The organism is Halarchaeum rubridurum (assembly GCF_014647115.1).
Classification (GTDB): domain Archaea; phylum Halobacteriota; class Halobacteria; order Halobacteriales; family Halobacteriaceae; genus Halarchaeum; species Halarchaeum rubridurum.
The window spans coordinates 337,130-353,255 of sequence record NZ_BMOO01000001.1 but is presented as its reverse complement, the minus strand read 5'-3'; the positions used below and the strand labels follow the sequence as shown (position 1 = coordinate 353,255).

Below are 16,126 nucleotides of genomic sequence, written 5' to 3'. Positions count from 1 at the left end.
CGCCGTCGCGCCCGCTCAGGCGAACTCCGGCGGACAGCGTCCGCCGTGCTCGCGTAACTGACTCTACCAGTTACGCGAACGCTTCCAACACGCCCCGCCCGTCCGTCCCGCCGAGGAGCGGGAGCGCGGCGCGCTCGGGGTGGGGCATCATCACGGCGACCGTCTCGGCGTCGCCGACGATGCCCGCGACGTTGCCCTTCGAGCCGTTCGGGTTCGCGTCGTCCGTGACGTTCCCGTCGGCGTCGCAGTACCGGAAGAGGATCCGGTCCTCGTCTTCGAGCGTCGCCAGCTCGTCGTCGGGGATCTCGAAGCGGCCCTCGCCGTGCGCGATGGGGATCGTGAGGACCTCGCCGGCGTCGTAGGCGCGGGTCCACGGCGTCTCGGCGTTCTCGACGCGGAGGTTGACGTGCTCGCACTGGAAGCGCGCGGAGCGGTTCGTCGTGAACGCGCCGGGCGTCAGGCCGCCCTCGCAGCCGATCTGCGCGCCGTTGCAGACGCCGAGGACGGGCGTCCCCGACTCGGCGGCGTCGCGGACGTCGTCCATGACGGGCGAGCGCGCCGCCATCGCGCCCGCGCGGAGGTAGTCGCCGTAGGAGAAGCCGCCGGGGATGACGACGCCGTCCGTGTCCGCGGGGAGGCCGTCCTCGTGCCAGACGATTTCGGCCTCGACGCCGATGGCGTCGAGGGCGCGGGCGGCGTCGCGGTCGCAGTTCGACCCGCCGAAGCGGACGACGGAGATCATTCGCGTTCGGCGACGTCCACGTCGTAGTCGTGGATCGTCGGGTTGGCGAGCAGGCGCTCGGCCATCTCCTCGGCGCGCTCGGCCGCGGCGTCCGCGTCCGCGGCGTCGAGGTCGACCTCGAAGCGGTCGGTCGAGCGCAGCGCCTCTAGCTCGAAACCGAGGCGTTCGAGGGCGCGCTTCGTGGTCTCGGCCTCGGGGTCGAGGACGCCGCGCTTGAGTCGGACGGTCACCGTCGCGGTGTAGGCGCTCATCGCCCGTGAGTGCGTGACCGTGGTCAAAAAGACTTCTGAAAATGCGGGGATGTTGCACGTTCGTGCGGCCCGCGTCGGCGGCCACTCACGCGACGAACGTCACCTCGAAGCGCCGGACGTCGGCGTCGTAGTAGGCGCTCACGAGGTCGTCGGCGTCGTTCGGGACGACGCGCCGCGGGACGGTCGCGGAGAGCGCGGCGACGTCGAAGGGGTAGGGGTCGAGGCGGAGCGTCGCGGGGCCGACGGGGGTCACGTCGAGCGTCGTCGTGTCGTCGCCCCCGACCGGGACGGGCCCGAGTTCCGCCGGCTCGAAGCGGGCGTTGTGGCAGGTGTAGAGCGAGAGGGAGTCGAGGGCCTGCAGGAGGAGGTAGTGTTTCCAGAGGTCGCTGCGGACCGCGCCCGCGGGGGCCGTTCCCTCGGCGTGGAGGGCGTCGAGCACGTCGCGGTCGCGCTCGGGGAGGTCGCACTCCGCCGCGAACGCGTCCTGTCTGGCCTCCTGGTCGTCGACGAACGACGCGTACGGCTCCTCGTCGCTCAGGTCGAGGATCTCGGTGCGGACGCCGTAGCCGCCGCGGCGGAGGCCGGCGGCGTGTAGCGAGACGAGCAGGCCCGCGTATGGGTGGACGTCGGCGGCGACGTCGACGCCGCGCGCGTAGAAGTCGGTCCAGTCGTCTCCGTCGACCGCGACGAAGTCCACCGGGTCGCCCTCGCCGTCGAGGCGCGGCCGGCAGTCGTAGTCGCTCCACCCCTGGTCGTGGGTCTCCGCGGCGACGACGAACGGGAGGCGCGGGTCGGGGACGACGACCGCCTCGCCGCCCCAGTGGCGCGCGAAGCGCCCGGAGAGCGCCGCGTGGTCGGGTTGGGTGACGAACCGGTAGCGCTCGCCGGCCTCGGTGACGATCATGGGTGACGCAACGCGCCGGTGCTACAAAGAGGTAGCCCGCCGGGGGCTCGCCGACCGGACGACCCCGCTGCCCTAAGCGGCCCCAACGGCTACGTGCGCGCCTCGGTACCACTAGTTATGGCCGCGGACGGCGTACTCGTGCTCGTGTCGTTGCTCTGGGGCGTCCTCGGACTCGCCTGCGGCGCGCACGCCGCGACGCACGAGCGAAACGGCCCGTTCTGGTTCCTCGCCGTCGCGCTCTCGGGCGTCGTCGGCGCGTGCGTCTACGGTGTTCTCGTCCTGCTGGGCCGCGACGACACCGAGGCCGTCGACGTCGACGACCCCGTGACGATGACTGGAGAGAACGAGCGCTAGAGGTCCCGAACGGCGTCGACGGCCGCCTCGATGTCGGGCGCGTCGAACCACTCGGTATCGGTGTAGGCGTTCGTCCCCGCGCGATAGAGGTCCGAGACCGTCTCGACGACGTCCTCGGGGAGGTGGTCGGGCGACGCCCCGCAGAGCTCGCGCCAGTCGGCGACGCCGCGCCGGTCGGCCTCGGCCTTCGCCTCGCTCACGGCCTCGACCCACGTCGGGTCGTAGCTCTTGTAGAACTGCCGGACGACCTCCTTCGAGACCTGCTGGCCGCGGTAGGCGAAGCGGTTCTCGTCGAACGTCCCGACGACGTCCGCGACGACGAGCTCGCCGTCGACCACCGCGCACTCGATTTTCCCGTCCTGATGCTCGAAGCCGGCGGCCTCGGCGCGCTCGGTGACGACGTCGTTGACGCGCCGGGCGAGCGATTCGAGGTCGGCGACGGCGGCGTCGCCCGCGATTCGGTCGGCCTCGGCGTCGTCGACGTAGCGGTCCTGTTCCTCGAACTTCGTCGAGAACTCGACGACGGGGTCGGCGAGCGTGACGGGTTCGGCCGGCCACTCGGCGACGTCGAGGCCGTACTCCTCGGGCGTGCCGCGCGAGCGGAGGCTGGAGCCGACGGGGACGGTGTTGCGGAAGACGATTTCGAGGGGCACCACGTAGTTCGCCCCCGCCTCGGCGTGGAAGGCGTCGTAGTCGTAGTCGTAGTCGCCGTCGACGAAGGGGAGGTCGGGCACCTGCACGAGGTCGATGGCCATCTCGGTCGGGGCCGTGCCCGCGCTATCGAGGTCGACGACGCGGTCGGCGTCGCCGCCGTCCACGACGCCCCGGTAGTGCGTGGGGACGCCCGCGGCTTCGAGGGACTCGAAGTTGTACGCGCCCATCGTGCAGAGCGCCGCGCCCTTCTGCGGAATCTGGTCGGGCATCTTCCCCCAGTCGAAGACGCTGTAGTCGTCGGTGAACGCGAACCGACCGCGGCCCGGTGCCTCCCGCGTCGGGGCGTCCGCGACGCGGAGGTCCTTGACGCTCGTCATACGCGTCCTGCGTCGCCCGGGGACTAAGGGGTTTCCATCGACGTGCCCACTCCCTCTCCTCTCGACACCGAGGTATGCACGTCCGTGCTGTCGGCGTTCCACCCGTCTTTATGCCCCGGCGCGCGCCACGGTCGGATATGGTAGCAGACCCGACGCTGTCGGCGCTCACGGAGTGCGGCGTCGTCGCCGTGATGCGCGGCCTCGAACCGGAGACGCTGATCGAGACGGGCGAGGCGCTCCGCGCGGGCGGCGTCACGACCATCGAGGTCACGGCGGATTCGCCGGGCGCAATCGAGGGGATCGACGCGCTCGCCGACCACTTCGCGGACACCGAGGTCCACGTCGGCGCGGGGACCGTCGTCGACGAGGAGACGGCGAACGCCGCCCTCCGCGCCGGCTCGGAGTTCGTCGTTTCGCCGTCGCTCCACGAGGAGGTCATCGAGACCTGCAACCGCTACGGTGTCGCCTCCTTCCCGGGCATCATGACGCCCACCGAGGCGGTCTCGGCCATCGAGGCCGGCGCGAGCGCGGTGAAGGTCTTCCCAGCGAAGAGCGTCGGGCCCGCGCACGTCTCGGCGCTGAAGGGCCCGCTCGGCCAGCTCGACATCGTTCCGACGGGCGGCGTCGGCCCCGACAACGCCCGGGCGTACATCGAGGCGGGCGCGGTCGCCGTCGGTGCCGGTGGCTCGCTCATCGACGAGGACGCCATCGAGCGCGGCGACTTCGAGGTCATCACGGCCAACGCCGAAGAGCTCGTCGCGGAAGTGGAAGCAGGGCGTCGTTCGGAGTGAGGGAGCGTAGCGAGCGAGTGAGAACGACGAGGACGCGAGCGGGGAGGGACGACCCGCGAGCAGGGCGCGGGGCCGAGTGAGTGCTGGCGAGCGAGGGCCCGCGAAGACGCGAACGCTGAGCGATAGTGAGGCGTGAGCAGGGCGTCGTTCGGAGAGAGAGCGATAGCGAGCGAGTGAGAACGACGAGGACGCGAGCGGGGAGGGACGACCCGCGAGCAGGGCGCGGGGCCGAGTGAGCGCTGGCGAGCGAGGGTCCGCGAAGACGCGAACGCTGAGCGATAGTGAGGCGTGAGCAGGGCGTCGTTCGGAGAGAGAGCGGTAGCGAGCGAGGGAGAACGACGAGAACGCGAGCAGGGCGCGGGGCCGAGTGAGCGCTGGCGAGCGAGGGCCCGAGAGGACGCGAACGGGAGGGCGACGCCGTGGTGTGGTTCGCCCGACTCGACGTGTAAGCCGACGCGTACTTTTTTGCCGTATTGTGTTGTCCGGTGGCGTGTGTCACTTGCTCATTATTTCGACCGCTGGAGCCCGGTCACGGCGTGTGTCGCGCTCGGCTGTGCGGCCCTCGCGGCGCTCGCCACGCACGACGCGTTGACCGGCGCGTACGTCCTCGTCGCGGTGGTCTTCGGCGTCGGTGTTCCGCGCGTGCTCCGCGACGCCGTCCCGGTGTACGACCGGCTCGCCGCCATCTCCGTCGGCGTCTACGGCGTCGTCCGGCTCGCGGCGATGGGCGTGTGGCGTCTCGACGGGATCGTCTGCGCCGTCGCGGGCGGCGTCGCGCTCCTCGAACTCCTCCTCTCGCGGGCGTGACGCCGCGTCCCGCACCGAACCCTTTTGCTCGCGCCTCGCGTCCCGCCGGCCATGGCCCTCCGCGACTCGTTCGACTACCGAAGCGCCGCGTACGCGCTGATCGCCGCCGGCGCCGTCGGGGTCTACGCCTTCGGCTCGCTGCCGCTCCTCGAATCGCTGTCCTACGTCCCGCTCGCCCTCGTCGCCCTCACGGGGATTTTCGTCCCCGTCCGCGAGCGGATTCCCGAACACGACCGCCTGCTCACCGTCGGGCTCGGGGTCGTCGGCGTATACGGCCTCGCCGCGGAGGGGCTCTCGCTCTTCGACGCGCTGTTCGCGCTCGCGGGCGTCGCGTCCGTCGTTTCCCTCCTCTACGAGCGCGTCACGGGCCGTTCGACGCGGCTCGCGTGAAGCGTCGTCCGTCACCGATTCCCCCGCTCACCTGACGGGACCCGCCCGCTTTTGCACGTGGACGCGAAACCGAGTTGTATGTCTTGGATTGACGACCGGGCGGCGGACCTCGACGCCGACGAGTTCGGCTTCGACGTCGTCCCCGAGACCGACCAGTCCTTCGAGAACGCGCTCTCGAAGGCCCGCGACGGCGTTCGCCTCACCGTCGACGACGGCATCGAGCTCATCACGACCGGCACCGACGTCGAGGGGCTCGACCCGCGCCGGAAGGAGCTCGTCCTGGAGGCCGCGGACCGCCGCCGCGCGGAGGTCGTCGGCGAGGAGGTGACGTTCATCGCCAACGTCAACAACAACGTCACGACGGCGTGCAACACCGGCTGTCTCTTCTGCAACTTCAAGGACACCGCCCACCAGTTCGAGACGGAGTACCAGCAGGACCACGGCGGCTTCACGAAGACGCCCGCCGAGTCCCGTGACGTCGTCGCGGACGCCGTCGAGCGCGGCGTCTACGAGGTCACGTCCGTCTCCGGGCTGCATCCTGCGTTCGGTCTGAACGAGGAGCACCGCGAACTCCTCGACCCCGACGACCCCGAACTCAACTACAAACCCCCGGAGGCCTACGAGACCGACCCGACGACGTACCGCGAGCAGATCGCGGCGATGGCGGAGACGGGCGCGCACGTCCACTCGATGACGCCCGAGGAGGTCGACCACGCCCAGCGCGGCGCGGACTGGGGGTACGCGGACGTCTACCGCGAACTCGCGGACGTCGGCCTGAAGACGGTGCCCGGGACCGCCGCCGAAATCCTCGTCGACGAGGTGCGCGACGTCATCTGCCCGGGGAAGATAACCACCCAGGAGTGGGTTGACTCGATGGCGGCCGCCGCCGAGGTGGGGTTGCCGATGACGTCCACGATGATGTACGGCCACGTCGAGAACGAGGCCCACCGCGTCGAGCACCTGAAGGTCATCCGCGACCTCCAGGACAGGACCGGGAACATCACGGAGTTCGTCCCGCTCTCCTTCATCCACCAGGACACCCCGCTCCACGAACACGGCGTCGTCGAGTCGGGGGCCTCGAAGGCCGAGGACGAACTCCTCATCGCCGTCGCGCGCCTCTTCCTCGACAACGTCGAGCACATCCAGTCCTCGTGGGTGAAGTACGGCGACGAGTTCGGCCTCAAACTCCTCAACTGCGGCGCGGACGACTTCATGGGCACCATCCTCTCGGAGGAGATAACGAAGCGCGCGGGCGGCCAGTACGGCGAGTTCCGCTCCTTCCGCGACTACGTCGAGATGCTCACGGCCATCGGTCGCCCGCCGGTCGAGCGCACCACCGACTACACGGAGCGCCGTCGGATCGACACCGACGCGGACGTCTTCGGCCCCCGACTCGGCCCCGAGGCCGACGGCACGCCGCTCCTCGACTAGCCCGCGAGACGTGTTCCACGCGAGGTCCCGGCCGTGATGGTCACGACGCACGCGGCGATGGGGGCCGCGCTCGTCGCGCTCCTCCCGCTCTCCCCGCGCCTCGCGGGCGTCGCCGCGCTCGCCGCCTTCTGCGGGGGCGTCTTCCCCGACCTGGACCTGCTCGTCGGCGAGCACCGCCGCACCCTCCACTACCCCGACTACTACGCGCTCTGCGCGCTCCCGCTCGCCGGCCTCGCAGTCCTCCGCCCGCTCGCGCTCACCGCCTGTGTCGCGGCGTTCGTCGGGGCCGCCGCGCTCCACTCGGTCGCGGACGCCTTCGGCGGCGGTCTCGCCCCGCGACCGTGGCTCAGCGACGACCACCGCGGGGTCTACTGTCGCCTCGGGCGGCGCTGGCTCCACCCGCGCCACTGGATTCGATGGGACGGCGCGCCCGAGGACCTCGCGCTCTGTGGCGTCTGTGTCTGCGTCGTCCTCCTCGCCGCCGACGGCCACGTCCGGACGCTCGCCGCGGCGACGCTCCCGGTCTCGGTCGCCTACACGGCGCTCCGCAAGCGCCTCCCCGACCTCGCGCCGTGGCTGGTCGAGTGAGCGGGGCCGGCCCGGGCTATATGTACCTCGCCTGCGACGTGTTCGGGCATGGACCACGACGAGTCGGACGACGGGCCGCGCGACGTCGAGACGTACGGGGCGGACGGCGACGCAATCCCCCTCCCGAGCGAACTGCTCGACTACCTCCGCGAGACGCTCGGCGCCGACCTCCGGCGCGTCGTCCACTACGACGCGCACACCATCGCCGTCGCCGCCGACGAGGACGTCGGGACGTCCTATACGGAGGCCGAACTCCACGACCTCGTCGAGGACCTCCGCTTGCGCGACCTCGGGCGGCCGATTCAGGAGCGCTTCCACGAGTTCGGCTCGCTCTACTGCTCGCTCCACGCCTTCGACGACGCGCTCCTCGTCCACTTCGTGCAGGACCGCCGGCGCGGGACGCTCGTCGAACTCGACCCGTCGCGCGCGCCCGTCATCACGGACTTCGTCCACGACGTCCTCGAAATCCTCGACGAGTTCTCGGAGCAGGAGATCGCCCGCGCCCCCCAGTGGGCCCGCGAGTAGTCAGGCCTCGTCGGGCGACCACTCGCCGCCGACGCGGTCGTACCCCATCATCGACGGCCCGTCGTGCTCGGTGAAGACGACCTTCAGGTTCTCCTCTGGCACCCCGAAGGTCCCGCGAGCGTGCTCCATCACCGCGAGCGCGAACTCGCGTTTTGTCCCGTCGTCGCGCCCGCGCCGTATCTCGGCGTCCAAGAAGAGCAGCGGCCCCTCGACGTCGCGGCCGAGCGAGAGCGCGGCGTCCCCGTGTGTCCGAACCGTCACCGCGACGTGAGACGTCCCCGTCCGCATCACGTCGGCGTACGTCTCGCGGACGAACGCCGCGAACGCCTCCGTCTCCGCGCCGTCGAGCGACAGCGTCGTGTCGAACTGCAACAGCGGCATACGCGACTCCTCGGGTCGCCGTCGTCGTAAAACCGCGGGGGACCGAAGGCGGCGAGGAAGTGACGACGACGCGAGGAAAGACGGGAGGGGACGAAAAGCGAGACGGAAGAAACGAGGAGAACCGGAGAGCCGCGAGCGTCTAGTGGCCCTTGTCGTGGGGCGCGACCTGCGTGCCGTAGTACTCGGCGTGGTCGGTGTAGTCGATGAAGCGCGGGGCGTCCGGGTCGAAGGGGCGTTCGAGCGCCTCGAAGGCCTTCTTCTTGTCCCAGCCCTGGAGTTTGCCGACCGCCTTGCGCGAGTCGAGGTCGCGGTGTTCGAGGACGGACTCGGTGGCCTCCCACGCCTTCATCCCCTGCTCGGTGCGGACGATGACGGAGGAGTGGCCGTCCGCGGAGCCGACGGAGCCGACGGTGATGTCGGAGGTCATGCCGGTGAAGTCCGCACACTCGTCACACCCCTTGAGGGTGGCGTCGTGGAACTCGTTGACGTCCTCGGCGATGATCTGCTCGCCGTCGTTGCCGTAGACGCGCATCTCGCCCTCGATGACGTCCATCTTCCCGATGTCCTCGGGGTAGATGTCGCGCTTCTCGGCGAGCTGCTCGCCGATGAGGCGCTCGTAGTTGAAGTTCTTCGTGCACATCAGCGAGATGCGGTAGTCGACGGCCTCGACGAGCTCCGTCTGTGCGCCCTTCGACCAGTCGAAGTCCTGGAGGGCGCGGATGCCCTCGATCTCGCAGGGCGTGCCGACGAGCGCGAGGCTGACGTCCGCGAGGTCCTTCTCGGGGAGCTTGTGCTCCCACTGCTCGGGGTCGAGGTTGCCGAGCGCCATCGTCTGGTTGTAGAACGACCCGGCGTTCTCGACGAGGTCCTCGTGGCTCGTGGCGAGGAAGGACTCGGCCTTCCACGGGTCCTCCTCGGATTCGGTGGCGACGAGCGCGCCGTCGATCTCACCCTCTTCGAGGAGCGTGGAGAGGACGGCGGTGACGACGCCGCCGTCCTGGGCGTCGCCGTGCCAGTCGTCGCGGACCTGTGCCGTGAACTCCGTGATGGGGTCGCCGGCGCCGGAGACGTTGTCGTCGCCGCCGGTTATCTTCCACTGGCGCTCGTAGCGCATCCCCCCGCGCGGGCAGAAGTCCCAACACATCGAACAGCCCGTACACATCTTGACGAGTTCGGGATGACCGTCCTCGCCGACGCCGATGGAGTCCGAGGGGCAGGCGGCGACGCAGGTCCCGCACTGGATACAGCGGTCGGCGTCGATGACCGCCTCGTCGAGCTCCATGAACCACGTCTTGTCGTCGGGCGTGTCGATGTCGTTCATCTCCGAGCGAATCGAGTACTCGGGGGTGTCGAGGTCGACGCCCTCCGGGACGCCGACGCGCTTGTCGGGCTCCGCGCCCGGCGAGTCGACGTCCTGACTCTTGCCCGTCGAGGGCTCGGTGAACTCCAAGTCGTTGAGCTGGCCGTTCTCGTCGACGTTCACCGCACCACCGTCGGAGCGCAGCTCCGACGTTCCTCGCGACCCCGCTGGTCCCTCACCACCGTCCGCGCGGACGTCCGCCGACGCGTTCGACGCGGACGACTCCGCGCCGCTCGAACAGCCGCAGTCCGTCCCGCAGGCGCCGCTCTCGCTCTCGTTCGAGTCGGACGACCCGGCGTTCGGGACGCCCGGCGTACGCTTAGTCACCGTGGGCCACCCCCGAGGAGACCGGAGCGTCGGCCTGTTGCATCACGCTTCGCAGCCGGTCGTTGTCGACGCGGCGCGTCCACTCGTAGAAGCGCTCGCCTTCCGTGCGCTCCTCGGTGTAGGCGGCGAACAGCTCCTCCAAGGCGTCGGTGACGCTCCCGGCGGGGACGGCGGTCTCCACCCAGTCGAGGAAGGCGTTGTCGGCACCGAGGCTTCCCCCGAGACCGAAGTCCATCCCCTCGACGATGTCGTCCTCCGAGTTGTCCGCGGTCTCGACTTTCACCGTCTCGCCGCGGAAGCCGACGTCCGCGATCTGGGGCTGCGCGCACGACGCCGAGCAGCCGGACATGTGCATCCGGACGACGTCGAGGTCGTCGGGCGTGTCGATCTGCTCGTCGAGCTGGCGCGCCCACTGCTTCGTGCGCGCCTTCGTCTCGATGATGGCGTACTTGCAGTACTCGGTGCCCGTACAGGCGACCGCGCCGCGGGAGAACGGGCCGGGGTCGGGCTGGTAGTCCGCCGCGAACTCCTCGCTCACGAGGTCCTCGACGTTCTCCTCGGGGACGTGCGTGATGAGGAAGTTCTGGTCGGTTGCGAGTCGCACCGTGGACTCCTCCGTGCCGTACTTCTTCGCGGCCCGTGCGGCCTGCACGAACTCGTCGCCGCCGACGCGGCCCGAGATGACGTTGAAGCCGACGTACTTCAGGCCGTCCTGCTTCTGGTCGTGGACGCCGACGTGGTCGCCGACGTACCCCTCGGTGAGGTCGATCCCGCTCTCGGGGAGCTCGACGTCGCAGCGGTCGCGGACTGCCTGCTCGAAGTTCTCCGGGCCCATCTGCTGGACGAGGTAGCGCATCCGGCAGACGCCGCGGTTGTGCCGGTCGCCGAGTTCCTTGAACGTCTGTGCAATCGCCCGGCAGAGCTCGACGGCGTGCTCGGGGCGCACGAAGACGTCGAGCTGGGAGGCCATCCGCGGGCCGTCGGAGAGGCCGCCGCCGACGCGGAGGTGGAAGCCGTACGTGTAGCCGGCGCCCTCGCCGTCGAGTTCCTTCTTCGCGGGGACGAGACCGACGTCGTTGATCTGGGACTGCGCACAGTCGTGCTTGCAGCCCGTGATTGTCATCTTGAACTTCCGCGGGAGGTTGCCGAACTCGCGGTTGCCCGTGAAGTAGTCGCTGACGGCGTCGATGACGGGCTGGGCGTCGAAGCACTCGTGGTCGTCGAGGCCCGCCGCGGGGCAGCCGAGGACGTTGCGCGCGGAGTCACCGCACCCCTGAATCGTGGTGAGGCCGACCTCGTCGTACTTGTCCCATATCTCGGGGATGTCCTCGACGCGAATCCAGTGCATCTGGATGTCCTGTCGCGTCGTGATGTCGAGGTAGGCGTCGCCCCAGTAGTCGTCGTTGACCTCCTCGTACTCCTCTTCGGGCTGGACGGCGTACTCGTCGGCAACCTCGCCGATGACCTCGGCCTGCTCGGGGGTGAGGTGGCCGCCGGGGACCTTCGTCCGCATCATGAAGTAGCCGTCCTGCTTTTGGGTGTAGGTGCCCGCCCACTTCAGGCGCTCCCACTCGCCGTCGCCCGCCCGCTCCTCGATCTCCTCGAAACCGAGCTCCTCCTCGGCGTACTCGCGGAGATCATCGACGACGTCGAGGGGATGTTTCTCCTGTTTCCACTGTTCGGTCGTGTTCAGACTCACTGTATCAACCCTAGACGTGCGCCACCCTCTTTGTACCTGTGTCCGCAAGCGGTGCCCCTGCTCCCGGCTCTCGTCCCATCCCGCCCGCATCGACGACGGCGGCAATCGCGGCAAAACGCGCCTCAAAGCGACCGAACGCCACAACGCCCGTCGTTTAAGACAAACGACTCCATCACAGATACCGGCAATTTTCTCCTACGCGTCGGCGCGGACGGCCCGGTAGCGTTCGCCGGCCTCGTCCGAGGCGTCGAGGGCCGCGAGCACGCGCTCCGAGAGCCACGTCTCGTCGAGGTAGCGCTCGTACGTCGGGAGGCGCTCGCGCAGCGGGACGCCCGCGTAGTCGGCGACGTCCTCCAGTTCGCGCAGCGCCGGCCACGCGTACTCGGGGTTGACGTGGTCGTCCGTCACCGGCGAGACGCCACCGAGGTCGTCGATTCCGCAGTCGACGACGTCGCGGGCGTCCATGAGGTTCGGCGGCACCTGCACGGAGACGCTCTCGGGGAGGACGGCGCGCGCCATCGCCACCGCGCGGCGCATCGTCGCCGTCGAGGGCGACCCGCCGTCCCAGCGCTCGTTGTCCGTGACCGGCTGGACGATGACCTCCTGGACGTGGCCGTACCGCCGGTCGAGTTCGCGGATCGCGAGCAGGCTCTCCGCCCGGTCGCGCCACGTCTCGCCGAGCCCGACGAGGACGCCGGTCGTGAACGGAATCCCGTGTTTGCCCGCGTTGGCGATGGTGTTCAGCCGCTGGCCCGGCACCTTCGAGCGCGGCCCGCCGTGCGCCTGCACCTCCGCCGTCGTCTCCAACATCACGCCCATCGAGGCGTTCACGTCCGCGACCGCCGCCATCTCCTCGTACGTCTGGTCGCCGGGGTTGCTGTGCGGGAGGAGCCCCTCCGCCAGGGCGATTTCGCAGACCTCGCGGAGGTACGTGTGGATGGAGTCGTGGCCGAGTTCCGCGAGCTCGTCGTGGATTTCGGTGTAGCGCTCGTCCGGGTCGTCGCCGAACGTGAAGAGCGCCTCCGTACAGCCCGCGGCCGCGCCGCGCCGGCACGTCTCGCGGACCTCCTCGGGCGTCATGAGGGTCGCCTGCCCCGGCGGGTCGTAGTAGGTGCAGTACGTACACGTGTAGCGACACGCCGTCGTCAGCGGGAGGAAGACGTTCCGCGCGAACGAGAGTTCCTCGGCGGCCTCGACGTCGTCCGGACGGACCGCGAGCGCCTCCCGCACGTCGCGCTCGGCGACCGTCACCTCGACGTCGTACGCCTCGATGCCCGGAAACACGAGCGCCGGTAGCGCCCGCGTGCCGAAAAGGGTTGCTACGGCGACAGCGCGTGCCCCCTCGTCCGGCGTCACGCCGCCGCGTAGTACGCCCGGTTTCGCAACACGAACGTCCCGTAGCCGACGGCGACGCCGACCGCCACGACGAGCGCGAACGCCCACGCCGTGTCGGCCGTGTAGACGCCCGCCGCGAGCAGTCCCGAGACGGCCATCGCCCCGACGGCCGCGAAGGCGACCTCCGCGGCGAGTCGCGCCCGCCCCCGCTCACGGAGGGTGTCCGTGTCCACGCCGCGCCCGAGGAGCGTGTAGGCGTCCGCCAGCGGGAGGATGACCGTCACCGCGACGGCGACGCCGACCGGCGTGCCGAGCGCGACGGGCGCGCCGAGCAGCGTCAGGCCGAGGTTCGTCGCGGCCCCGACGACGGCCCCGAGTGCGAGCAACGCGACGGCGGCGACGACGGTTCGAAGGAGACGCGCGTCCATCGTCGACGGGTCGTCCACGAGCGCCTTACCGCTTTTCGTCCCGTCGGCGGGCGACGTTCGCCCGCCCCGACCCGTCGGCGAGCGCGACGCCCGCGTCCCGGAGCCACCCCGGCGTCCGTCCCTCGCCACGCACCAGGGCGTCCGCGAGGTCCGCGCGCTCGTCGACGTCCAGCGCGAGCCGCGTCGCGTCGAACTCCCGCACCGAACAGCCCGCCGCCGCGGCGCTGCGCAGGTGGTCGCGGTACGACGCGCCGTGGTAGTCGACGGCGAACCCGTCGTCGCGGACGACGAGCGCGTTCGTCCCGCCGCCGAGGCCGGGCGCGAGCACGACGTCGCCGGTCGCCGCGAAGAACGAGCGGAGGACGCGCGGCGTCGCCAGCGCGAGGTCCGCCATCACGACCGCCGTTCCGGGTTCGAGGCGGGCGTTCACGGCGTCGCTCAGCGCCCGCTCGTCGACCTGCACGGGCGCGTCGCACGCGACGTCCGCGGTTGCGACCACGAGCGGGTCGCCGCCCGCCGCGCGCACCGCCTCGATGACGTCCGCGAGCATCACCGCGGCGAGGTCGCGGCGCTCCGCGGGCGAGAACAGGCCCTCGAGGCGCGTCTTCGGGTCCGTCGCGTCGAACGGGACGAGCGTCCGCATCGTCGTCCGCTACCCGTCCGAGGCGAAAAAGGCGTGCGGGTTCGGCTCAGCCGAGGCGGTCGTAGGTGTCGCGCTGGTTCAGATACCACCAGACGACCCCCCCGATGACCACGAGCAGCACGACGACCGCGCCGCCGATGAGCGCCCAGCGCTGGGTGCGCTGGGAGGACGACGCGGCGTTCGCGCGCGACTCCGCCTGGTTCGCGAGCGAGACCGCGTTGTCGAAGTTCCCCGCGTTGTACGCGGACTTCGCGTTCTCCAGGAGGTCGCGGGCGTCGCCGACGCTCGCGCCCCCGGCCGCCGCGCTCTCGACGGCGCTCTCCGCGCGCTCTATCTCGCCCCGGGCGTCCCGGCTCGCCTGCGTGTACGGCCGGACGCCGTCCCACGTCTCTATCACGCTCGCGGAGCCGCCGGGCTGGGCCTGCGTGAACGCCGCGTACGTGACCGACTGGGCGGGCGCGTAGCTCCAGCGCTCGACCGGCGGCGTCGTCCCGGTCAGGTCGACGGTCACCCTGGTGACGCCGTCGCTCGCGTCGAGGTCGTAGTCGAACGACTGGCCGTTCAACACCCGCGAATCGACCTGCGCGCCGGTGTTGTCGTACGTCGTCACGACCCACGTCACGTCCGTCAGCTCCGTCTCCCCACGGAGCGTCCACTCGTTGTACTGCCCGGAGAAGGGCTCCGTGAACGTGAACTGCGTCTCCTGTTGTGTGCCGACCTCGACGCTCCCCGGTACGTCGCCGCTCGCGTCGACGGCGAGCGCGCCGCCGGCCGCCGTCGCGAGGAGCACGACGGCCGCGAGCGCGAGTTTAGAACAGCGGCTCGAGTTCATCGTCGTCGTCTTCGACGAGCTCCTGTAAGTTCTGTTCGCTCTCCGATTCGATCTCGCCGATGTTCTCCTGGGCCTCGATGGCGACCTGCTGGAGCTCCTTGATCCGCGGGACGTTCGTCACGCCGCTCAGGAGGACGACGGCCGCGACGTTGTCGGAGGCCTCGACGGGGTAGTCCCCACCCCGGACCTCCATCGAGCCCGTCTGCTCTTCGAGCCACTTGCGCCCGCGCTCGATGCCCTTCCGGTTGAGGAACTTCGAGGGGCCGGCGGTGACGAGCAGCGCCCGCTCCGCGCCCTCGATCTCGCAGGGGAGGGTGAGCCGCCCGAGCGCGGCCTTCCGGACGAGCGAGGTGATGCGGTTCGTCGTGTTCGCCGAGTCGAGCGAACTCTCCTCCTTCGAGCCCGTAAAGCGCGAGAGGATGCCGCCGCTCTCCTTCTCGTCGGCGACGCTCTCGGCGGCGTAGCCGACCGTCGAGACGCCGCCGCCCGCGAGCGTGTTGATTATCTCGGAGGAGTCGACGACGCTCTCCGCGACCTCGCCGCCCTGCTCGACCTCGCCCGCGCCGAAGAGGATGCCGAAGCGCTTGACGATCTCCTCGTTTATCTGTGCGTAGCCGCCCTGCATCGACTCGCCCGTCTTGCGCCACGCGTCGTTGTCGAAGACGAGGAGGTTGTCCACCTCGCGGACGAGCGTCTGGAACGACCGGGCGGCATTCAGCGTGTAGATGCCGCCCTCGTCGCCCGCGGGGAGGATGCCGAGCCCGTAGACGGGCTCGGTGTAGATGCGCTTGATGTGGCGCGCCAGCACGGGCGACCCGCCGGAGCCGGTGCCGCCGCCGAGGCCCGTGATGACGAGGAAGGCGTCGACCTCGTGGACGGGGATGTCGTCGATGGCTCCCTGTATCTCGTCGATGTCCTCCTCAGCTATCTCCGCCCCGAGCTCGTTGTCCGCGCCGACGCCGTGGCCCTTCACCCGCGACTGGCCGATGAGCACCCGGTTCTCCTCCGGGACGTGCTCCAACCCCATCAGGTCGGCCTTCGCCGTGTTCACCGCCACCGCCGCCCGGACGATGTTGCTCCCCGCCTGCTCGTCGTGTTCGAGGAACGTATCGAGTATCTTCCCACCGGCTTGTCCGAAGCCGATCATTGCGAGTTTCATGCTGGTGGCCGTTGCTGTATCGAGTGCCATCAGACGGATAAGTGTTGGTGTGACGGCCGTCGGACTGTCGGGCGATACGCGACGATACCGGGCGTTTCACGCGCTGATACGCGAGCGTGACTCAGTCGCACGGCTCCCGACGGCGACC

The 16,126-nt window shown here is 70.2% G+C and carries 19 protein-coding genes; 7 read left to right on the top strand and 12 right to left on the bottom strand.

Annotated features, from left to right (window positions below):
- Nucleotides 1-70 precede the first annotated feature (70 nt).
- The 3 genes from purQ to IEX84_RS01930 form a co-directional block, all read right to left on the bottom strand.
- Nucleotides 71-742 carry a phosphoribosylformylglycinamidine synthase I gene (gene purQ / locus IEX84_RS01940; RefSeq protein ID WP_188869287.1) on the bottom strand — a complete coding sequence of 224 codons (672 nt, stop codon included), beginning with the start codon at nucleotides 740-742 and terminating at the stop codon, nucleotides 71-73.
- On the bottom strand, nucleotides 739-993 hold the full coding sequence (gene purS / locus IEX84_RS01935) for a phosphoribosylformylglycinamidine synthase subunit PurS (protein WP_188869286.1): 255 nt from the start codon (nucleotides 991-993) through the stop codon (nucleotides 739-741). Before purS ends, purQ begins: the two co-directional genes overlap by 4 nt.
- Nucleotides 994-1,078: 85 nt before the next feature.
- Complete coding sequence (locus IEX84_RS01930) at nucleotides 1,079-1,897, bottom strand: DUF3891 family protein (RefSeq protein WP_188869285.1); 819 nt, start codon at nucleotides 1,895-1,897, stop codon at nucleotides 1,079-1,081.
- Nucleotides 1,898-2,014: 117 nt separating this feature from the next.
- Here IEX84_RS01930 and IEX84_RS01925 point away from each other — a divergent pair, with 117 nt between their 5' ends.
- Nucleotides 2,015-2,251: a hypothetical protein gene (locus IEX84_RS01925; protein WP_188869284.1), complete on the top strand. Its 237-nt coding sequence runs from the start codon at nucleotides 2,015-2,017 to the stop codon at nucleotides 2,249-2,251.
- Here IEX84_RS01925 and IEX84_RS01920 read toward each other — a convergent pair.
- Nucleotides 2,248-3,282, bottom strand: coding sequence for a phosphoribosylaminoimidazolesuccinocarboxamide synthase (locus IEX84_RS01920; RefSeq protein ID WP_188869283.1), 1,035 nt, complete (start codon nucleotides 3,280-3,282; stop codon nucleotides 2,248-2,250). The genes IEX84_RS01925 and IEX84_RS01920 overlap by 4 nt on opposite strands.
- Nucleotides 3,283-3,419: 137 nt before the next feature.
- Here IEX84_RS01920 and IEX84_RS01915 point away from each other — a divergent pair, with 137 nt between their 5' ends.
- The 6 genes from IEX84_RS01915 (at nucleotide 3,420) to IEX84_RS01890 (ending at nucleotide 7,814) form a co-directional block, all read left to right on the top strand.
- Entirely contained in the window at nucleotides 3,420-4,073 is a 654-nt protein-coding gene (locus IEX84_RS01915; protein ID WP_188869282.1) for a bifunctional 4-hydroxy-2-oxoglutarate aldolase/2-dehydro-3-deoxy-phosphogluconate aldolase, read from the top strand.
- A 492-nt stretch (nucleotides 4,074-4,565) separates the two neighbouring features.
- On the top strand, nucleotides 4,566-4,880 hold the full coding sequence (locus IEX84_RS01910) for a hypothetical protein (protein WP_188869281.1): 315 nt from the start codon (nucleotides 4,566-4,568) through the stop codon (nucleotides 4,878-4,880).
- Nucleotides 4,881-4,931: 51 nt separating this feature from the next.
- Nucleotides 4,932-5,270 (top strand): hypothetical protein, encoded by a 339-nt coding sequence (locus IEX84_RS01905; RefSeq protein WP_188869280.1) that lies wholly within the window; start codon nucleotides 4,932-4,934, stop codon nucleotides 5,268-5,270.
- A 78-nt stretch (nucleotides 5,271-5,348) separates the two neighbouring features.
- Nucleotides 5,349-6,701 carry a 7,8-didemethyl-8-hydroxy-5-deazariboflavin synthase subunit CofH gene (cofH, locus tag IEX84_RS01900; RefSeq protein ID WP_188869279.1) on the top strand — a complete coding sequence of 451 codons (1,353 nt, stop codon included), beginning with the start codon at nucleotides 5,349-5,351 and terminating at the stop codon, nucleotides 6,699-6,701.
- A gap of 36 nt (nucleotides 6,702-6,737) precedes the next feature.
- The gene (locus IEX84_RS01895; protein ID WP_209590274.1) at nucleotides 6,738-7,289 is read left to right on the top strand and encodes a metal-dependent hydrolase; all 552 of its coding nucleotides are present in this window, start codon (nucleotides 6,738-6,740) and stop codon (nucleotides 7,287-7,289) included.
- A 48-nt stretch (nucleotides 7,290-7,337) separates the two neighbouring features.
- The gene (locus tag IEX84_RS01890; RefSeq protein WP_188869277.1) at nucleotides 7,338-7,814 is read left to right on the top strand and encodes a hypothetical protein; all 477 of its coding nucleotides are present in this window, start codon (nucleotides 7,338-7,340) and stop codon (nucleotides 7,812-7,814) included.
- Here the strand turns inward: IEX84_RS01890 and IEX84_RS01885 are convergent, their stop codons facing one another.
- The 8 genes from IEX84_RS01885 to IEX84_RS01850 form a co-directional block, all read right to left on the bottom strand.
- Nucleotides 7,815-8,195 carry a tautomerase family protein gene (locus IEX84_RS01885; protein WP_188869276.1) on the bottom strand — a complete coding sequence of 127 codons (381 nt, stop codon included), beginning with the start codon at nucleotides 8,193-8,195 and terminating at the stop codon, nucleotides 7,815-7,817.
- 139 nt (nucleotides 8,196-8,334) lie between these two features.
- A complete protein-coding gene (locus tag IEX84_RS01880; RefSeq protein WP_188869275.1) occupies nucleotides 8,335-9,882 on the bottom strand; it encodes a Coenzyme F420 hydrogenase/dehydrogenase, beta subunit C-terminal domain in 1,548 nt (515 codons plus the stop codon).
- Nucleotides 9,875-11,575: a nitrite/sulfite reductase gene (locus IEX84_RS01875; RefSeq protein WP_188869890.1), complete on the bottom strand. Its 1,701-nt coding sequence runs from the start codon at nucleotides 11,573-11,575 to the stop codon at nucleotides 9,875-9,877. Before IEX84_RS01875 ends, IEX84_RS01880 begins: the two co-directional genes overlap by 8 nt.
- A gap of 201 nt (nucleotides 11,576-11,776) precedes the next feature.
- Nucleotides 11,777-12,865, bottom strand: coding sequence for a 7,8-didemethyl-8-hydroxy-5-deazariboflavin synthase subunit CofG (gene cofG, locus IEX84_RS01870; protein ID WP_188869274.1), 1,089 nt, complete (start codon nucleotides 12,863-12,865; stop codon nucleotides 11,777-11,779).
- A 68-nt stretch (nucleotides 12,866-12,933) separates the two neighbouring features.
- Nucleotides 12,934-13,344 (bottom strand): hypothetical protein, encoded by a 411-nt coding sequence (locus tag IEX84_RS01865; RefSeq protein ID WP_188869273.1) that lies wholly within the window; start codon nucleotides 13,342-13,344, stop codon nucleotides 12,934-12,936.
- A gap of 25 nt (nucleotides 13,345-13,369) precedes the next feature.
- Nucleotides 13,370-13,987: a 2-phospho-L-lactate guanylyltransferase gene (gene cofC / locus IEX84_RS01860; protein ID WP_188869272.1), complete on the bottom strand. Its 618-nt coding sequence runs from the start codon at nucleotides 13,985-13,987 to the stop codon at nucleotides 13,370-13,372.
- Nucleotides 13,988-14,033: 46 nt separating this feature from the next.
- Nucleotides 14,034-14,819: a hypothetical protein gene (locus IEX84_RS01855; protein ID WP_188869271.1), complete on the bottom strand. Its 786-nt coding sequence runs from the start codon at nucleotides 14,817-14,819 to the stop codon at nucleotides 14,034-14,036.
- Nucleotides 14,797-15,978 carry a tubulin/FtsZ family protein gene (locus IEX84_RS01850; RefSeq protein ID WP_188869888.1) on the bottom strand — a complete coding sequence of 394 codons (1,182 nt, stop codon included), beginning with the start codon at nucleotides 15,976-15,978 and terminating at the stop codon, nucleotides 14,797-14,799. The genes IEX84_RS01855 and IEX84_RS01850 overlap by 23 nt, the downstream gene beginning before the upstream one ends.
- Nucleotides 15,979-16,126: the final 148 nt, after the last annotated feature.